Raw genomic sequence first — 16395 nt, forward strand, 5'->3', positions numbered from 1 at the left:
GGCGTGACCCTCCGCGATCGGTCCGCGCCGGGACGTCAGGGGGTCCAGCCGGTGCGGGCCAGCCAGGTGGGCAGGTCCTGCAGGCCGGGCGCCAGGGCGCGGGTGGCGGCGACGTCGGCCCGGTAGGCCGGCGGCCGCGCGAACCAGGCGAACATCGCCCGGGAGTCCTCGTCGTCGCCGAGCGCGTCCAGCGGCAGCGCCTCGTAGCGGCCCGGCAGCCCGGCGCGCTCGCCGAAGGCGGCGGCGACCTGCTCGCCGGTCCGCTCGTCGCCCCCGATCTCGATGCTGCCGCCGGGCACCCGGGAGGGGTCCAGCAGGACGGCCGCGGTGACCGCGCCGATGTCGGCGACGGCGATCATCTGCAGCGGCACCCCGGCCGGCAGCGCCATCCGGACGACGACCGCGCCGTCCTCGGCCGACGCCATCCACCGCAGGTTCTCCATGAAGAAGACCGGCCGCACCAACGTGGCGGGCAGGCCGAGGGAGACGATGTGCTCCTCGACGCGGCGCTTGCTCTCGAAGTGCGGGATGCCGGTGCCCCGCTCGGCGCCGCCGACGGAGCTGAACACCAGGTGCTCGACGCCGGCGTCGGCGGCCGCGTCGGCCAGGGCGGTGCCGTCCGCGACCTCGCCGTCCACACCCCGCGGGCCGAAGGGGGTGGTCATCGCGAACACCCGCTGCGCGCCGCGGAACGCCGTCCGCAGGCTGTCGGGGTCCTGGAGGTCGGCGGGGACGAGCTCGGCGCCGCGGTCGGCGAGGTCCCGGGCCCTGCCCGAGTCGCGGACGAGGGCGCGGACCCGGGCGCCGGCGTCCAGCAGTGCGGCGGCGGTGGCGCCGCCCTGCTGGCCGGTGGCTCCGACGACGGCGATCACGGGTCCGGGCACGTGTGACTCCTCGCTGAGGGGGCGGGTCCCCCTAGGGTGCCCGAGCATGGCGGAACGGCAGCTCAGGACGGTCCTGGAGGGCGGCGGGTTCTTCGAGGGGCCGCGTTGGCACGAGGGCACGTGGTGGATCTCGGACTTCTACCGGCACACGGTCAGCCGGGTGACCCCCGACGGTGCGGAGACCGTCGTCGTCGAGGTGGAGCAGCAGCCGTCCGGGCTGGGCTGGCTGCCCGACGGCTCCCTGGTGGTCGTGTCGATGAAGGACCGCCGGGTGCTCCGGTACGCCGACGGGTCGCTCACTCCCCACGCCGACCTGGCCGAGCACTGCGGTGGGCACCTCAACGACCTGGTGGTCGACGCGGGCGGGCACGTGTTCGTCGGTGACTTCGGCTTCGACCTGATGGGCGGCGGGAACGCCGCGACCGCGTCGCTCAAGCGCATCGACCCGGACGGCACGGTGTCGGTCGCCGCCGAGGGGCTGCAGTTCCCGAACGGCTCGGTCATCACCCCGGACGGCGGCACGCTCGTCGTCGGCGAGACGCTGGGCAACCGGTACACCGCGTTCGACCTGGGCGCCGACGGGTCGCTGACCAACCGGCGGGTGTGGGCGTCGCTCGGCCCGGAGGTCACCGGGACGACGGTCGACGAGGTGCTCGGCCAGCTGACGGTCGCCCCTGACGGCTGCGCGCTGGACACCGAGGGGCGGATCTGGGCGGCCGACGCGGTCGGCGGCCGGGTGGTCCGCGTGGCCGAGGGCGGGGAGGTCCTCGACGAGGTCGCCGCGCCGTCCGGCCTGGGCGTCTACGCCTGCATGCTCGGCGGGGACGACGGCCGCACGCTGCTGATGTGCTGCGCGCCGGACTTCTACGAGCACAACCGGGCGCCGGTGCGCGAGGCGGTCCTGGTGGCCACCGAGGTCGACGTCCCCCACGCCGGCCGGCCGTAGCCGCGAGGTCAGCCGTTCCGGCCGCCGAGCGGGTGGTCGGTGTCCGGGACGCCGCTGGCGCTCTCGCCCGGGTTGGTCGACATCTCACCGTCCCGGGCGGCGCGCGGCTCCTCCTGCTGCGACGGCGGCCCGACCAGGTCCTCCTCCGGACGCGTGCCCGGGACCCCGTCGGTCGGTTCGTTGACGCCACCGGCCGGCCGGCCGGTCAGGTTGCCCTCGGTCATGCCGCGGGAGTACCCGCGCCGGGCAGCGGTCACGCGGGGTCGAGCACCCGGACCGGGGAGCCGGCCATGAAGGCGGCGACGTCCTCGACGACCTCGCGGTAGAAGACCTCGTAGCCGCGGCGGGTGACGTAGCCCAGGTGCGGGGTGAGGACCGTGCGCGGCGCGCTGCGCAGCGGGGAGTCCGCGGGCAGCGGCTCCCGGTCGTAGACGTCGAGGCCGGCGCCGGCGATCCGCCCGTCGGACAGCGCCTCGACCAGGGCGGCCTCGTCGACGACCGGCCCGCGCGAGGTGTTGACCAGGATCGCGGTGGGCTTCATCCGGCCGAGCTCGGCGCGCCCGACGATGCCGCGGGTGCCCTCGCCGAGGACCAGGTGCACGGTGGCGACGACGTCGAAGGGGGCGAGCCGCTCGACCAGGGCGTCCTCGTCGTCGAGGTGGTCGGCGAAGGCGACGACGTCGAGCGGTTCGGGGACGCGGGACCAGTCGGCGAACTCGGCCGCCACGGACTGGTGGTCGTCGAGCACCGCGACCCGGTGGGTGCTCACCGGGAGCCCCCGCCCGGTGCCGGGCGGGGGCTCCCCAGCGGAGCCGTCAGTGGACGGGGCCGCGGCCGTAGCCCTTGCCGCCGCCGCGCTTCTTGTTCTGCTCGCCCATCTTGGCGATGAACTCCTTGATCTTGGCCTGGTTCTGCGGCTTGCGGGCCTCCTGGATGACCTTCGCCGCGATCCCCGACGCCACCAGCTTCCGGATCATTCCGGCCATGGGGTGTGTCCCTCCTCGTTCTCGGTCGTCTGTGGTCGTGCCCGCCCAACGCCTGCGCCAACCCCCGGGTTCCAGCTGCTGTCCGCGATACGGACGTCACGCCGTGTGAGAACACTCCGCCTTCCACATACTTTGGTCCCACGCCTCTGACCTGCGGAAACGCACCCATGACATTCCTGCGCGCTCCGTAGTCCTCCGTGGTCACGGCGGCGTGTCGCCATCCGGACACGCCGCCGCCGCGCGACCGTCCGGCCGCCTGCGACGGCCGTCGCGCTCTCCTACGGTCGTCCGCGGTCCTGCCGGGCCTCTCGTCACCGAACCGCGTGACACCGGCCGGACTACGCCGAACCGGACGCGGTACCCGCCGCGCCCGGACCGGGGACCCACCGCATCCCTGGGGTGAAGCGCATCTCGCGCCGGGCGACTCCCCCGTCCGAACCCGTCAGCTAACCCGGTAGGCGGCCGTGGAGAACAGGAGACCCCGTCGTCCATGACGACTGCACGCACGTCTTTCGCACGCCGTTCTTTCCGTGGGATCGCGATCGCCGCCGTTGCCGGCGCCGCCGTGACCCTCGCTCCGGCCACCGCCCAGGCTGACGCCGGTGACGCCGGTTCCGGCGCCGTCGCCCTCGCTGCGGCCGCCGCCCCCAACGGCGCCGCCCAGAAGGCCGTCGACACCGCCCTGGCCCAGCAGGGCGACCCGTACGGCTGGGGCGCCACCGGTCCCAACGCCTTCGACTGCTCGGGGCTGACGACGTTCGCCTACCGGGCGGCCGGCGTCGAGCTGCCGCGCACCTCGCGGGCGCAGTCGACCTTCGGCGCTCCGGTGGCGAAGTCCGACCTCAAGCCCGGTGACCTGGTGTTCTTCTACAGCCCGGTCTCGCACGTGGCCATGTACATCGGCAACGGCCAGATGGTGCACGCCTCCACCGCCGGCCAGCCGGTCAAGGTCGTGAACCTCGACTCGATGCCGAGCTACGTCGGGGCCCGTCGGGTCGCGTGAGTCGCGGCGCCCCGGCCGTCCTGAGGGCGGCCGGGGCACCGTCCGTCAGTCGCAGGCCAGGCCCGCGGTCCCGATCGACGGCGTGATGATGACCTTCCGGTTCTGCGCCGCCGGGCCAGGGAGCAGGTTGCCTTCAGCGTCGTGGTCCTGGACATAGCCGGGGAACTCGCTCCCGACGCCGTCAGGGGTCAGGTTGCCGGCCGGGACGTCGAGGTCGACGAGCAGGTCCCGGACCGCCTCGGCACGTAGTCGGCTGAGGTCCTTCTGTCCGGTGATGTCACCGACGTCCGCCGTGGTCCCGGTCAGGGTCGCCGTCACGCCGTTCCCGACCAACTGCCCGGCGATGGGTGCCAGGACCGTCCGGGCCTCGGCCTCGTCGACGAACTCGGCCGAGTCCGGCCGGAACGCGACGTCGGCCCCGGTGAGCACGATGGTTCCCTTGACGCAGACCGGCCCCTCGGGCACCGGCACAAGCGTGACTCTCGGCAGCTCCTCATCGAGGAGCTCCCGGCTCAGCTGTGTGTCCTCGACCTCGGGCTCAACGCCCCCATTGGCGGCGGCGATGATCGCCTTCCAGATGGCGATGAGGTTGTTCCGCTGCGCGATGCTCAGCCGCTGTTGAGGTTCGGCAGTGTCGCCGATTCCCTGCAGGATGACCCTGACTCCACCTAGGTCCGGCAGGGCATCGAGCGCCACCAGGTTGTCGACGACCTCCTCCGGGTCCGCCTCCAACAGGCCGGGCTGGGTGAAGTCCAGCGGCGCAACGGTGGAGAGGCCTGAGTCGACGACCACGATCGTCCGAGGCGGCGTCTCCACCGCTGAGATGCTGCGCGCTGCCTCCTCCAGAGCTGTGAGGAGATCGGCCTCTTCGTCCTCCGCACGGAGCGCTTCGATCTCTGCGGCCAGGGTCTCCCTGTTCCGCTCCCGACTCTCCTCGCGTGCAGGTCCGTTGTTGCCCGTGATGAGCATCTGCCCCGAGAACTGCACCGCGGGTTCGCCGTCAGCGACGACCATGGTCACGAGTGACTGGTCCTGGAGAGCCTGATCGAAGACCGCGGCCGCCGGACCGTCGAGCTGCGGCGGCGGCATGTTGCTGCGTGCTCCGGCCACCAGGGCCACCGCACCGGTCGGGTCCCCCACCGCCTCGTCACCCCCACAGCCGGCCAGGACACCGGCCAGGGTCAGGACGGTTGCCACCGCGGAGACACCGCGGGGGATGGCGCTCTTTCGCACAGGGAGGCCTCTCGGATGTGGTGAGGACCGCAGTGGTCAGTGGCTGCCGGCGTGGGTGCCGTTGCCGTGGAAGCGGTCGTGGGCGTCCCGCGAGGTCGGGACGAGGTTCACGCCGTGTCGGCGCGCAGTCGGCTCCGAGGAGACGTCCGCGCCACGCCCGGCGGTCAGTCCGCTGGTGGCCTCCGGCAGCCCGATGTAGCGGGCGACCTCCACGCGGACGAACTCCTTCAACGCATCGATGCCGGCGTCGATCTCGGTGGAGGCATCAGCAGCGCGCTGATGTGCTCGCGCCTCCTCGGTGCGGGCAAGCGCCAACTCCTGCTGTCGGGCAGTCGCCACTGCTGCAGCCTCGGCAGCCGCCCTCCGGTGGGCCGGCAACGTCTCCCGTAGCGCCAAATAGGTCGTCATGTGGGGGTGGTGCTCGGTGAACCCCGAGTAGAAGGCCAGGAGCCCCGAGGCCACGTACAGCCCAGCGAGCAGGAGTGCGGACAGCAGAGGGTCGTGCTGCGCCTGAGCAGCCCCGGCCGACCCGAAGACGTCCGACGCGGCGGAGGTCGAGTCCTGGCTCTGCACGCGGAAGACGAAGGCGACTGCTCCGAGGAGCAGCCATCCGCCCAGCATGAGGAAGATCGACGGTCGCCCCAGGCCTCCCCGAGCCTGGCGCAGCTCCTTCCAGGCCCGCCCGACGAAGTGCATGAGGCCCACCGAGGCGGCGGCGAAGGCGAGTGTGAGCATCCAGACGACGTACTCCTCGCCGTCCGTGAACGTCGTGGCGATGACGAGGCGGAACGTGGCCACGTCACCCAGTGCCGCGACGACCAGGAACGCGATGACGAGGAACCGGTGGAACCGCGGCCGGACGAGTCCCTCCAGGGGATCCGAGGTGGCACGGGGCCTGCGCCTGCGCTCCCGCTGGTCGATCGCATGGTTCTCCGCAGGCTCGAGCACCCGCCGCTTGGCAGCGGTGAGCTCGCGCTCCGCGTCCTCGACGGCGGCGGTGGCCGCGTCGGAGAGCTTTCGTGTCTTGAGGACCTCCGCCTCGAGCTCGGCGACTCGCCCTTGTGCCGCAGCGGCCGAGTTGGTCCGCTCGCTGGCACGGCGGGCGTGCATCTCCCGGCGCAGACCCTCGAGCCACGCGTCCATCACGTCGCCGTTGCCGGCGTCCAGGGAACCCGCCTGGGCGAGTTGGGCGACGTGCGCGACCACCTGGTCACGCGCCCCACGGAGCTCGGACTCCACGACCGACGTGGGCGGTGCCGGGGAGGGCTCCTGCACGGGCAGGCTCGAGCGGTTCACGCGGCGACTCCAGACGGTGCGGCAGCCATGGTGGGATCGGCCCACGCGGGCAGAGGACAGAGTTCCGTCGTCCAGCCCCGGATGAGCTCGTCACGCTCCGGATGACGACGAACGAGAGCCCGCCGGTAGATGGCGGCCTTGCGGCTCGCGACTGCCTGGTGGTGGACGACGTGCGAGCGAGCGACGTCCGTGCGGGTGTCGCACTGCGCCTTCAGCTCAGCCCGCTCGGAGAGCCGAGCGTCGATGCTCGCCTGGGTCTCCTGGACGACCGAACGGGCCCGTTCGACAGCCCGCTGATGGGCGACGATGCGCCGCCGGCGGACCGCGGACTCGGTCAGCTGCTCCTCACCGGGGTACCGGAGCGACAACCAGTCTTCCGACAGCGGTTCTGACAGCCGACCCACGTCGTTGGCCTCGCGCTGCAACGCTGCCCTCAGGTGGTCGAGTTCGGCGTCGATCCGATCCATGCTCACCTCACGCGACTGGTTGTCGCGCAGGCACCCCGTCCACTCGCGCTCGCAGACCTCGCGGTACTCGGCGACCAGCTCGGAGAGGACGGGCGTCGAGTCCGCGCTCAGACCGACCGGGAGACCGGCGCGCCGGTCTGATCGCGCGTACCACTGCAGCCGCCACCGGGTCCGCAGTGGGATGCGCACCAGGCGGTAGCGGCGGTCGAGGTGCTGGGCACCCGTCGAGGCCACGACCACTCCCCCGTCACGGGCGCAGCGCCCGATCATCAGCCAGATCCATCACGGAGGCGCGACGACGCGGTGGTCCCCCGGTCTCCCGACGGGCACCGCGCAGGAGCGTGCGCACCGGGTGCGGGAGACGTCTGGATGCTATTGAGGTCGATCTTGTTCCGGTGGGCGTCGACCGGGGGCCTCATCCCATGGGGTGAGCGGGGCGGCCCTCGATCACCCTCGGCAGGGCTCGGGGGCCTGCTCGGCCGGCTGCAGCGAGAAGACCGCGCCGGTGTCGCGCGGCCAGGCGTGCAGGAAGAGCAGCCCGACGCGGGTGTTGAGGAAGGCCTCCGCGCCGGCGCTGCCCACCCGGGCGGTCAGCTGGTCGGGATCGTGGTTGCGGTAGCGCCGCAGCTCGTCCCCGGCGGCCAGGGTGACCACGTCCCCGACGGCGCCCATGACGACCACCGGCTGCCAGTGCTCGGCGGCGTCGTTCTGGCAGAACTGGACCTGCGCCGGGTGCGGCGCGTGGCCGCGGGCGTAGCGGGAGCACCGCGGAGGCTGCCCGACCCGGCTCGGCCCCGGGTGCGGCTCGAGGTGGTCGGACATGTGCTCCCCCTTGCTCCGTGCGCGGTCGGTCAGCCGGCCGGCTGTCCAGTGGAGCACCCAGGTGTCCCGCTCCCATCCCGCACCAAACGCGGTGGACGCCGAAGTCCCCCGCGGGCGTGGGTGACGCCGGAGGCCGGTCACGCACGGTGAGCGGCGGTCGGGCATCAGGACGGCGGCACCACCCACGCCCCCGCCCGCAGCACGCCCCGCACCTCCAGGCTCCGGTCGAGCAGGACGACGTCGGCCCGCCGCCCCGCTCCCAGTGCCCCGACCTCGGACAGGCCCAGCGCCGCCGCCGGCGTGGTCGCGGTCACCCGCGCCCCGTCGACCAGGGACAGGCCGAGGTCGGTGACCGCCCGCCGGAACAGCGCGGCCGAGGTCGCCGTCCCACCGGCCAGCGCGCCACCGTCGGCGAGCCGGGCGGTGCCGCCGGCCACCGTCACGGCCAGCCCGCCCAGGTCGTGGCGGCCGTCGGGCATCCCGGCCGCGGCCGTCGCGTCGGTGACCAGCGCGACCCGCCCCGGGCCGGCCGCGCCGAGGACGTGCCGCTCCCACGCCGGGTGCAGGTGCACGCCGTCGGTGATCAGCTCCACCGTCACCCGCGGGTCCTCGAGCAGGGCCAGCACCGCGCCGGGGTCGCGGCCGGCGGGCGCCGGCATCGCGTTGAGCAGGTGGGTGGCCATCCGCGCGCCGGCGTCCACCGCCGCCCGGACGACGTCGTACGACGCCTCGGTGTGCCCGACGGCGACCACGACCCCGGCGTCGGCCAGCGCCGCGACCGCGTCCAGCGCCCCCGGCAGCTCGGGCGCGAGCGTGACTACCCGCACGATCCCGCGGGACAGCACCCGCACCAGCTCCTCCGCGGACGGCGGGCGCAGTGCGGCCGGGTCGTGGGCACCCCGGCGGGACGGCGCCAGCCACGGGCCCTCCAGGTGCACACCGGCCAGCTCGCCCTCCTCGACCAGGCCGGCCAGGCCGTCCAGCGCCCGGTCCAGGTCCGGCGGCCGCAGCGAGACCAGGGAGGCGACGACGGTCGTCGTCCCGGCCGCGCGGGACGCGACCAGCGCCCGGCGCGCGGCCGCCGGGCCGCCGTCGTACGAGGCCCCGCCGCTCCCGTGCTGGTGGACGTCGACGAAGCCGGGGACGAGGGTGTGCCCGGCGCAGTCGACGACCCGCTCGGCGGCCGGGGCCGGACCGGTGCCGAGGGCGGCCAGCCGGTCCCCCACGACGTGCACCCAGCCGCCGGCGAGCACCCGCTCGGGCGTGACGACGTCCCCGCCGGTGAGCAGCAGCGAGCCCCCCGGGCCTCCGGCCCCTCCCATGCGGGCATCGTGACGGCCGGTCGATCCCGGTGCCCGTCGGCCAGCCGCCCGGGCGCGCCTACCGTCGAGGCGTGGACGGGACCCGGGGTCAGGGACGTGCGCCCGGAGCGCTGATGGCGAGCGAGATCCGCGAGCAGCCGGAGGTCTGGGAGCGGCTGCTGTCCACCGGCCGGGACCCGATCGCGGAGGTGGCCGCGGAGCTGCGCGTCCGCCGTCCGCGGTTCGTCCTGTTCGTGGCACGGGGGACGTCGGACCACGCCGCGCTGTACGCCAAGTACCTGGTCGAGGTGCGGCTGGAGCTGCCGACGGGGCTCGCGTCGCCGTCGACGACGACCACCTACGGCGCCCGTCCTGCCCTGGCCGACGTGCTGGTGGTCGCGGTGAGCCAGTCCGGTGAGTCGCCGGAGCTGGTGCGCTCCCTGGAGGTCAGCCGGGAGCAGGGCGCGACGACGGTGGCGGTGACGAACGCGCCCGGCTCACCGCTGGCGACGGCCGCCGAGTTCGCCGTGGACGTGATGGCCGGGCCGGAGCGCTCGGTCCCGGCGACGAAGAGCTACACCGCCCAACTGCTCACGCTCCTCCTGCTGGTGGAGGGACTGCGGGGCGCCGAACCGTCGCTGGACCGGCTCTGCGACTGGGGGCGGGAGGTGCTCGCCCTGGAGCCGGCGGTGGAACGCGCCGCGCTGCGGCTGCGCTACGCGCAGCGGGTGGTGGTGACCGGGCGCGGCTACGCGTACCCGACCGCACGCGAGGCCGCGTTGAAGCTGATGGAGACCTGCTACGTGTCGGCGCACGCCTTCTCGGCGGCCGACCTGCTGCACGGGCCGTTGGCGATGCTCGACGCCAACGTCCCCGTGCTGGCCGTGGCCCCGGTGGGGACGGCCGGCGACGCGCTCGGGCCGGTGCTGCCCCGGCTGCGGGAGACCGGTGCCGACCTGCTCACCGTCGGGTCGGAGGACGCCGCGATCGCGTCCACGGCCGGGCTGGTGCTCCCCCACGGCATCCCCGAGGTGGTGAGCCCACTGCTGGAGATCCTGCCGTTCCAGCAGCTGGCGTTGCACTCTGCACTGCTCCGCGGCAGCGACCCCGACCAGCCGCGCGGCCTGCACAAGGTCACCGAGACGCTCTGACGTCCGATCTGCCGCGTGCGGTGTGGCTCGCACCGTGCCGGCGGCCGCGTCACCCACACCCTGAGCCATAAGCCGTCCTTATGGCGCGATCCGCGTCGGCCCTCTACCGCGGGTTCCACCGCGCGTGGTCACATCGGCGAGGACGAGTGGCGGCCGCCACACAGGGGTGCGGCTGCGGAATGGGGACCGCCGTGATCATCCTGCACGCGAGCATCGCCATCCTCGCCGTCCTGCTGCTGATCATCTGGCTCAAGGTCGAGCCGGTCATCGCCCTGGTCGTGGGCTCGCTGTACCTGGGGATCGCGGGCGGGGTGGGCCTGGTCGGGACGGTGGAGACGATCGCCACCGGCTTCGGCGAGATCATGGCCGAGGTCGGCCTGCTCATCGGCTTCGGCGTCCTGCTCGGCGCCCTGCTGTACGCCCTCGGTGCGCTGCAGAAGTTCGTCGCCCTGCTGCTGCGGCTGCTCGGCGCCCGGCGGCTGCCCTACGCGATGAGCGCGGCGCTCACGACGCTGTTCCCCTCGATCTACGTCGACGTCCAGCTGGTGCTGGCCTCGCCGCTGGCCCGCTCGGCCGCCCCGCACGTCGGGCGCAGGGGGCTGCCGCTGATGGCCGGGTCGCTGACCGCCGGCATCCTCGTGGGCTACGTGTTCGTGCTGCCGGGCCTCGGGACGATCTCCATCGCCGGCCTGCTCGACATCCCGCTCGGGACGATGCTCATCTACGGCCTGGTCGTGGGGCCGGTGACCGCCGTCGTCACGACCTACCTGTTCAACCTGGTCCTCAAGCGCGGCTTCTGGAAGCCGGAGAGCGACGAGCACGAGACCCAGGCCCTGCGGGACGAGGAGCAGGCGGCCAGCGAGCGGGACGACGAGCACGAGGCCGCCATGCCGCCGCTGGGCATCTCGCTGCTGGCGGTCATCGTGCCGCTGCTGCTCATCGCCACCGGGGCGATAACGAGTGCCGCCGGCGTGGAGAACTCGGTCATCGCGTTCCTCAGCAACCCGGTCTTCGCCCTGTTCCTCGGCATGACCGGCGCCTACGTCCTCGCGCGCCGGAGCCTCGGCCGCGACCGCACCGACGACGCCGTCGGCAAGGGCCTGGCCACCACCGGCCAGATCCTGCTGATCACCGGCGTCGGCGGCTCGCTCGGCGCGGTCATCGGCGAGACCGACCTCGACCAGCGCCTCGGCGCGCTGTTCTCGGCCGGCACCGGCACCTCGGTGATCCTGACCCTCCTGCTGGCCTGGCTGGTCGCCGCGCTGCTGCACTTCGCCATCGGGTCGATCTCGGTGGCCGCCATCGCGGCGTCGGGCATCCTCGCGCCGGTGCTCGGCACACTGGACGTGGCGCCCGTCGTGGTGGGCCTCGCCATCGGCGCCGGCGCGCTGTTCGCGCTGCAGGTGAACAGCAACTTCTTCTGGATGTTCCAGAGCCTGCTGGGGATCTCCACCTCGGGGGCACTCAAGGCCCTGACCTTCGTGACGGCGCTGGCCTCGGTCGTGGCGATGCCGATCATCATCGTCCTCGGCTTCCTCGTCCCGGCCTGAGGTGCGGGAGCCGGCCGTGGAGATGACCCAGATGCGCGACTTCATCGCGGTCGTGGACGCGGGCAGCTTCACCCGCGCCGCGACGGTCCTGGGCATCTCCCAGCCGGCGGTCAGCCAGCGCATGGCCCAGCTGGAGGCCGCGGTCGGCACCCGGCTGCTGGAGCGCGGCCCCCGTGGGATCGAGCCGACCGCGGTGGGCCTGGTGTTCTACCGCGGCGCCCAGGAGCTCGTGCGCCGGCACGACCAGCTGACCAGCGCCCTGGCGGCGGGCGGCGAGGAGCTGCGCGGCACCGTGGTGGTCGGCCTGCCCGCGACCGTCGCGGGCCTGCTCACCCCCGAGCTGTTCGCGCTGGTCCGCCGGCGCCACCCCGGGATCCGGCTGGACGTCTTCGAGTCGATGAGCGGGTACGTCGCCGAGCTCCTCGGCCGGCACCGGCTCGACCTCGCTGTGCTGTTCCGCGAGGACGCCGGCCCGCGTCCCGGCGAGGTCGTGCTCTACCGCGAGGAGCTGTTCCTGGTCCGCGCCGCGCGCCCCGACGACCCGGACGAGGACCCCGACCCCGTGCGGGTGCCCGACCTCGCCGGCGTCCCGCTCGTCGCGCCCGGCGCACGCAGCAACCTGCGCGACCTCGTCGAGCGCGCCTTCGCCGTCCACGGCCTGGTGCCCGACGTCGTCGCCGACGTCGGCTCGCTGCCGGCGATGGTGCGCATCGCGCAGTCCGGGACGGCGTGCGCGATCCTGCCCCGCTCCAGCGTCGAGGGGGTCCCGGGCCCGCCGCTGCGGATGCGGCCGGTCGTCGACCCCGAGCTGCGCCGCTGGGTGTCGGTCTGCCTCTCGACCGACCTCTACGAACCCCGGGCCGCGGTCGTCGCCGTGCGCGACGCCGTCGTCGACGCGGTCAGGGACCTGACCGCCCGCCACGCCTGGCCCGGCATCCGCACCACCTCCGCACCGCCGCACCAGATGGGACAGGCCGACACCGCATGACGCACAGCACCGCACCCGACACCGGCACGCCGCTGCTCGCGGGGACCCGGGTCCTCGACCTGTCCACGATGATCGCCGCGCCCACCGCCGCGACGATCCTCGGCGACTACGGCGCCGACGTGGTCAAGGTCGAGATGCCCGGCACCGGGGACTTCGTCCGCCGCTTCGGCCGGCAGGTGGCGGGCCAGGGCCTGTACTGGAAGGCCCTGTCGCGCGGCAAGCGCTCCGTGGCCCTCGACCTGCGCCGACCCGAGGGCCGCGACCTCGTGCTGCGGTGGATCCCCCAGTTCGACGTCCTGGTCGAGAACTTCCGTCCGGGCACCCTGGAGCGCTGGGGCCTGGACCCGGCCGACCTGCGCGCGGCCAACCCGCGGCTGGTGGTGCTGCGGGTGACGGCGTACGGCCAGGACGGGCCCTACCGCGACCGGCCCGGCTTCGGCACTCTCGCCGAGGCGCTGGCCGGGCTGGGCTCGGTGTCGGGGTACGAGGACCGTCCCCCGCTGCTGCCGGCCTATCCGCTCGCCGACATCATGGCCGGCAACCTCGGGGCCACCGCCGTGCTCGCCGCGCTGATGCGCCGCAACGCCACCGGGACCGGCGACACCATCGACCTGGCGATCTACGAGGCCGCGCTGAAGCTGGTCGAGATCAACGTGCTGGAGTACCAGCAGACCGGGCACGAGCACGGCCGGACCGGCAACCGGTACGGGCCGGCCGCCCCGCGCGGCAGCTACCAGTGCCGGGACGGGCTGTGGATCGCGCTGTCGGGCAGCACCCAGCCGATGGCCCAGCACGTGCTGCGCACCATCGGCGGCGAGGAGCTGGTCGAGGACCCGCGGTTCCGCACCAACGCCGACCGGGTGCAGCACGTGCAGGAGCTCGACCAGCTGATCGCCGGGTGGTGCCGCACCCGGGACCGGGACGACGCCATCGCCGAGCTCACCGCGGGCGGCTGCGCCGTCGGGCCGCTGGAGAGCGTCGCGACGATGCTCGACAACCCGCAGGTCCGGCACCGCGGGTCGATCGTCACCGTCGACGACCCCGACCTCGGGCCGCTGGCCATGACCGGCGTCTACCCCGCCTTCCAGGACGGCGGCACCCGCGTCGGCCGCCCTGGTCCCGCCGCCGTGGGGGCCGACACCGACGACGTCCTCGCCGCCGACCTGGGCCTCGATCCCGACCAGCTCGCGGCCCTGCGCGCGGCCGGCGTCACGACCGGCCCGGTCACCGTGCCGGCGAGCCACCAGAAGGACGCGGTGTGACCCGGCCGGACCGCGAGGCGGCGCTGCGCCGCCGCACGCAGCTGTTCGTGCCCGCCAACAAGCCGGCGTTCCTGCCCAAGGCGGCGGCGTCGGGTGCGGACGCGGTCATCCTCGACCTGGAGGACAGCGTCCCGGCGGGCGCGCGCAGCGACGCCCGCGCCGGCCTGGCCGACGCGGTGCGGTCCCTGCCCGGCGGGCACGTGCTGGTGCGGGTCAACTCCGACGCCGACCTGGCCCGGGACGTCGAGGCGGCGGTGACCGCGGGCGCCGACGGCGTGCTCGTCCCCAAGGCGGAGGACCCCGAGCGGGTGCGGCTGGTCGACGCGCTGGTCACCGCGGCCGAGCGCGGCTGCGGCCGACCGGAGGGCTCGGTCGAGGCGCAGCTGCTGGTGGAGACGCCGCGGGGGCTGCTGCGCATCGACGAGGTCGCCGGCGCGAGCGCACGGACGACCGCGCTCATGCTGGGCACCGAGGACCTCGCCGCGGAGCTCGAGGTCGACCCGACCGACGAGCAGTTCGACCTGCGCTGGGCCCACGGCCTGGTGGTGTGCGCCGCCCGCGCGCACGGCCTGGCCCCGTACGGGCTGATGCGCAGCCTCGCCAACTTCCGGGACCTGCCGGCGCTCGCCCGCGACGCCCGGGCGGCACGGTCCTTCGGCTACGTCGGCGCCCTGTGCATCCACCCGGCGCAGGTCCCGGTGCTCACCGAGGCCTTCTCCCCCGCGCCCGAGGAGGTCGCGCACGCCCAGCGGGTGCTCGACGCGCTCGCCGAGGGAGAGCGGGCGGGGACGGCGGCGGTGTCGGTCGACGGCCGGATGGTGGACACGCCGATGGCGACGCGGGCCCGCCGCCTGCTCGCCCGCGCCGGGCGGGGGCAGGTTCCCGAGCAGGGGTCCTGACGGCATCCCTTGGGTACCGGGACGGCGACCGCGAGTACGGAGGAGTCCGCATGCGAGCCGTGCAGTACCGGACCATCGGCGGTGAACCCGAGGTGGTGGAGGTCCCGACGCCCGAGCCCGGCCCCGGGCAGGTCCGGTTGCGGGTGACCGCGGCCGGGCTGTGCCACTCCGACTCCTTCGTCATGGGCCTGCCCGCCGAGCAGTACGTCTACGGGCTGCCGCTGACGCTGGGGCACGAGGGCGCCGGGGTCGTGGACGCGCTCGGCGAGGGCGTCACCGGTGTGGCCGTGGGCGAGTCCGTCGCCGTCTACGGACCGTGGGGCTGCGGGCTCTGCCTCGAGTGCGCGCGCGGGGCCGAGAACTACTGCCCGCGAGCCGCGGCGCTGGGGATCCGGCCGCCGGGGCTGGGTGCGCCCGGCGCGCTGGCCGAGTACCTGATCGTGGACGACGTCCGGCACCTCGTCTCGCTCGGTGACCTGGACCCGGTGGCCACCGTGTCGCTCACCGACGCCGGGCTGACGCCGTACCACGCGATCGTCTCCAGCCTCGGGGCACTGCGGGCAGGGAGCACCGCCGTGGTGATCGGCGCCGGCGGGCTCGGGCACGTCGGCATCCAGATCCTGCGGGCGATCACCGGCGCCACCGTCGTCGCGCTCGACATCTCCGAGGAGAAGCTGGCGCTGGCCTCGGAGGTGGGCGCCCACCGTGTCCTGCCGTCGGATGCCTCGGCCGTCGGGGCCATCCGCGAGCTGACCGGCGGGGTGGGCGCGCAGGCGGTGTTCGACTTCGTGGGCACCGCGCCGACCGTGGAGGTCGCCCGGAAGTCGGTGGCCATGGACGGCGTCGTCCAGGTCGTCGGCATCGGCGGCGGGGTGCTGCCGACCGGCTTCTTCTCCACGCCGATGGGGGCGTCGGTGCGGGCCCCCTACTGGGGCACCCGGCCGGAGCTGATGGAGGTGCTCGACCTCGCGCGGGCCGGCGCGGTGCACGTCGAGGTGGAGCGCTACTCCCTGGACGAGGCGCCCGCGGCCTACCGGAAGCTGCACGAGGGCACGGTGCGCGGCCGCGCCGTCGTCGTCCCGTGACCGCGACCGAGAACGTCCCGATCCTGCTGCTCGACGTCGACGGCGTGCTCAACGCGGCGTGCGCCGACCTGCCCGAGGGCTGGCAGCGGGGGACGTTCAACGGGTTCGTGCTGTCGTGGGACCCGACGATCACCACCCGGCTGCGGGAGCTGCACCAGTCGGCCCGGGTGGAGATCCAGTGGCTGACCACGTGGGCGGCGCACGCCGACGAACTGCTGGCCGAGCCGATGGGGTTGCCGCGGGGGCTGCGGGTCCACGCCCGGGAGGACGCCGCGCCGACCGGCTTCCTCGGGCCGCTCGGCGGCGCGTCGGGCTGGTGGAAGCTGGACGCCGCCCGGGCGGTCGCCGAGGCGGAGCCGGACCGGCGGATCGTCTGGATCGACGACGACCTCGCCGAGCAGGCCGACGACACCGGCGAGTGGCTGGCCGCCCACCCGCACGTGCTGGTGGTCGCGCCGGACCTGTGGCGCGGGCTCACCCACGACCAGCTCGACGAGGTCGAGGCGTGGCTGTGAGGTGCCG

General features: G+C 74.3%; 18 protein-coding genes and 1 riboswitch. Of the genes, 9 read left to right on the top strand and 9 right to left on the bottom strand.

All coding sequences use genetic code 11. From position 1 onward, the window contains the following. Window positions 1–35: 35 nt before the first annotated feature. Window positions 36–884, bottom strand: a complete 849-nt coding sequence (locus ACI79C_RS02865; protein WP_456944099.1) for an NmrA/HSCARG family protein — start codon at window positions 882–884, stop codon at window positions 36–38. Window positions 885–930: 46 nt separating this feature from the next. On the opposite strand from ACI79C_RS02865, the gene ACI79C_RS02870 reads away from it, so the two are divergent. Then, window positions 931–1830 carry an SMP-30/gluconolactonase/LRE family protein gene (locus ACI79C_RS02870; protein ID WP_456944100.1) on the top strand — a complete coding sequence of 300 codons (900 nt, stop codon included), beginning with the start codon at window positions 931–933 and terminating at the stop codon, window positions 1828–1830. 8 nt (window positions 1831–1838) lie between these two features. Here ACI79C_RS02870 and ACI79C_RS02875 read toward each other — a convergent pair whose 3' ends face one another. From ACI79C_RS02875 to ACI79C_RS02885, 3 genes are read right to left on the bottom strand one after another with little or no spacing between them, the layout of a single operon-like run. After that, window positions 1839–2087 carry a hypothetical protein gene (locus tag ACI79C_RS02875; protein ID WP_456944101.1) on the bottom strand — a complete coding sequence of 83 codons (249 nt, stop codon included), beginning with the start codon at window positions 2085–2087 and terminating at the stop codon, window positions 1839–1841. Beyond that, window positions 2084–2599 carry an NAD(P)-dependent oxidoreductase gene (locus ACI79C_RS02880; protein ID WP_456944102.1) on the bottom strand — a complete coding sequence of 172 codons (516 nt, stop codon included), beginning with the start codon at window positions 2597–2599 and terminating at the stop codon, window positions 2084–2086. Before ACI79C_RS02880 ends, ACI79C_RS02875 begins: the two co-directional genes overlap by 4 nt. Window positions 2600–2645: 46 nt before the next feature. Next, entirely contained in the window at window positions 2646–2816 is a 171-nt protein-coding gene (locus ACI79C_RS02885) for a hypothetical protein (RefSeq protein ID WP_456907530.1), read from the bottom strand. 331 nt (window positions 2817–3147) lie between these two features. Next, a riboswitch (cyclic di-AMP (ydaO/yuaA leader) is annotated at window positions 3148–3293 on the top strand. An 88-nt stretch (window positions 3294–3381) separates the two neighbouring features. Between ACI79C_RS02885 and ACI79C_RS02890 the strand changes: the two genes are divergently transcribed. Continuing rightward, window positions 3382–3819, top strand: coding sequence for a C40 family peptidase (locus ACI79C_RS02890; RefSeq protein WP_456944103.1), 438 nt, complete (start codon window positions 3382–3384; stop codon window positions 3817–3819). Between the two features lie 45 nt (window positions 3820–3864). On the opposite strand, the gene ACI79C_RS02895 is transcribed toward ACI79C_RS02890, so the two are convergent. The 5 genes from ACI79C_RS02895 to ACI79C_RS02915 all read right to left on the bottom strand — a co-directional run bounded on the left by ACI79C_RS02895 (window position 3865) and on the right by ACI79C_RS02915 (window position 8959). Then, a complete protein-coding gene (locus ACI79C_RS02895) occupies window positions 3865–5016 on the bottom strand; it encodes an OmpA family protein (protein WP_456944104.1) in 1152 nt (383 codons plus the stop codon). A gap of 72 nt (window positions 5017–5088) precedes the next feature. Further along, the gene (locus tag ACI79C_RS02900; RefSeq protein ID WP_456944105.1) at window positions 5089–6348 is read right to left on the bottom strand and encodes a hypothetical protein; all 1260 of its coding nucleotides are present in this window, start codon (window positions 6346–6348) and stop codon (window positions 5089–5091) included. Next, entirely contained in the window at window positions 6345–7049 is a 705-nt protein-coding gene (locus tag ACI79C_RS02905) for a hypothetical protein (protein ID WP_456944106.1), read from the bottom strand. Before ACI79C_RS02905 ends, ACI79C_RS02900 begins: the two co-directional genes overlap by 4 nt. A 213-nt stretch (window positions 7050–7262) precedes the next feature. Continuing rightward, window positions 7263–7694, bottom strand: coding sequence for a hypothetical protein (locus ACI79C_RS02910; RefSeq protein WP_456944107.1), 432 nt, complete (start codon window positions 7692–7694; stop codon window positions 7263–7265). 107 nt (window positions 7695–7801) lie between these two features. Further along, window positions 7802–8959: an N-acetylglucosamine-6-phosphate deacetylase gene (locus tag ACI79C_RS02915; RefSeq protein WP_456944108.1), complete on the bottom strand. Its 1158-nt coding sequence runs from the start codon at window positions 8957–8959 to the stop codon at window positions 7802–7804. Window positions 8960–9030: 71 nt separating this feature from the next. Here ACI79C_RS02915 and ACI79C_RS02920 point away from each other — a divergent pair, with 71 nt between their 5' ends. The 7 genes from ACI79C_RS02920 to ACI79C_RS02950 all read left to right on the top strand — a co-directional run bounded on the left by ACI79C_RS02920 (window position 9031) and on the right by ACI79C_RS02950 (window position 16388). Then, entirely contained in the window at window positions 9031–10089 is a 1059-nt protein-coding gene (locus ACI79C_RS02920) for an SIS domain-containing protein (RefSeq protein ID WP_456944109.1), read from the top strand. Window positions 10090–10280: 191 nt separating this feature from the next. Beyond that, window positions 10281–11639, top strand: a complete 1359-nt coding sequence (locus ACI79C_RS02925) for a GntP family permease (protein ID WP_456944110.1) — start codon at window positions 10281–10283, stop codon at window positions 11637–11639. 22 nt (window positions 11640–11661) lie between these two features. After that, on the top strand, window positions 11662–12627 hold the full coding sequence (locus ACI79C_RS02930) for a LysR substrate-binding domain-containing protein (RefSeq protein WP_456944239.1): 966 nt from the start codon (window positions 11662–11664) through the stop codon (window positions 12625–12627). Continuing rightward, window positions 12624–13889, top strand: a complete 1266-nt coding sequence (locus tag ACI79C_RS02935) for a CaiB/BaiF CoA transferase family protein (RefSeq protein ID WP_456944111.1) — start codon at window positions 12624–12626, stop codon at window positions 13887–13889. Before ACI79C_RS02930 ends, ACI79C_RS02935 begins: the two co-directional genes overlap by 4 nt. Next, window positions 13886–14788 carry an HpcH/HpaI aldolase/citrate lyase family protein gene (locus ACI79C_RS02940; protein WP_456944112.1) on the top strand — a complete coding sequence of 301 codons (903 nt, stop codon included), beginning with the start codon at window positions 13886–13888 and terminating at the stop codon, window positions 14786–14788. The genes ACI79C_RS02935 and ACI79C_RS02940 overlap by 4 nt, the downstream gene beginning before the upstream one ends. Before the next feature lie 50 nt (window positions 14789–14838). After that, window positions 14839–15873, top strand: a complete 1035-nt coding sequence (locus ACI79C_RS02945; protein ID WP_456944113.1) for an NAD(P)-dependent alcohol dehydrogenase — start codon at window positions 14839–14841, stop codon at window positions 15871–15873. Beyond that, on the top strand, window positions 15870–16388 hold the full coding sequence (locus ACI79C_RS02950) for an HAD domain-containing protein (RefSeq protein WP_456944114.1): 519 nt from the start codon (window positions 15870–15872) through the stop codon (window positions 16386–16388). The genes ACI79C_RS02945 and ACI79C_RS02950 overlap by 4 nt, the downstream gene beginning before the upstream one ends. Window positions 16389–16395: the final 7 nt, after the last annotated feature.

The sequence above is a fragment of the Geodermatophilus sp. SYSU D00697 genome (assembly GCF_054050175.1).

Bases quoted from the DNA above. Each gene is read 5' to 3' on its own strand.
- ACI79C_RS02870 (WP_456944100.1), top strand. From the start codon at position 931: ATGGCGGAACGGCAGCTCAGGACGGTCCTGGAGGGCGGCGGGTTCTTC.
- ACI79C_RS02885 (WP_456907530.1), bottom strand. From the start codon at position 2,816: ATGGCCGGAATGATCCGGAAGCTGGTGGCGTCGGGGATCGCGGCGAAG.
- ACI79C_RS02915 (WP_456944108.1), bottom strand. From the start codon at position 8,959: ATGGGAGGGGCCGGAGGCCCGGGGGGCTCGCTGCTGCTCACCGGCGGG.
- ACI79C_RS02930 (WP_456944239.1), top strand. From the start codon at position 11,662: ATGACCCAGATGCGCGACTTCATCGCGGTCGTGGACGCGGGCAGCTTC.
- ACI79C_RS02935 (WP_456944111.1), top strand. From the start codon at position 12,624: ATGACGCACAGCACCGCACCCGACACCGGCACGCCGCTGCTCGCGGGG.
- ACI79C_RS02945 (WP_456944113.1), top strand. From the start codon at position 14,839: ATGCGAGCCGTGCAGTACCGGACCATCGGCGGTGAACCCGAGGTGGTG.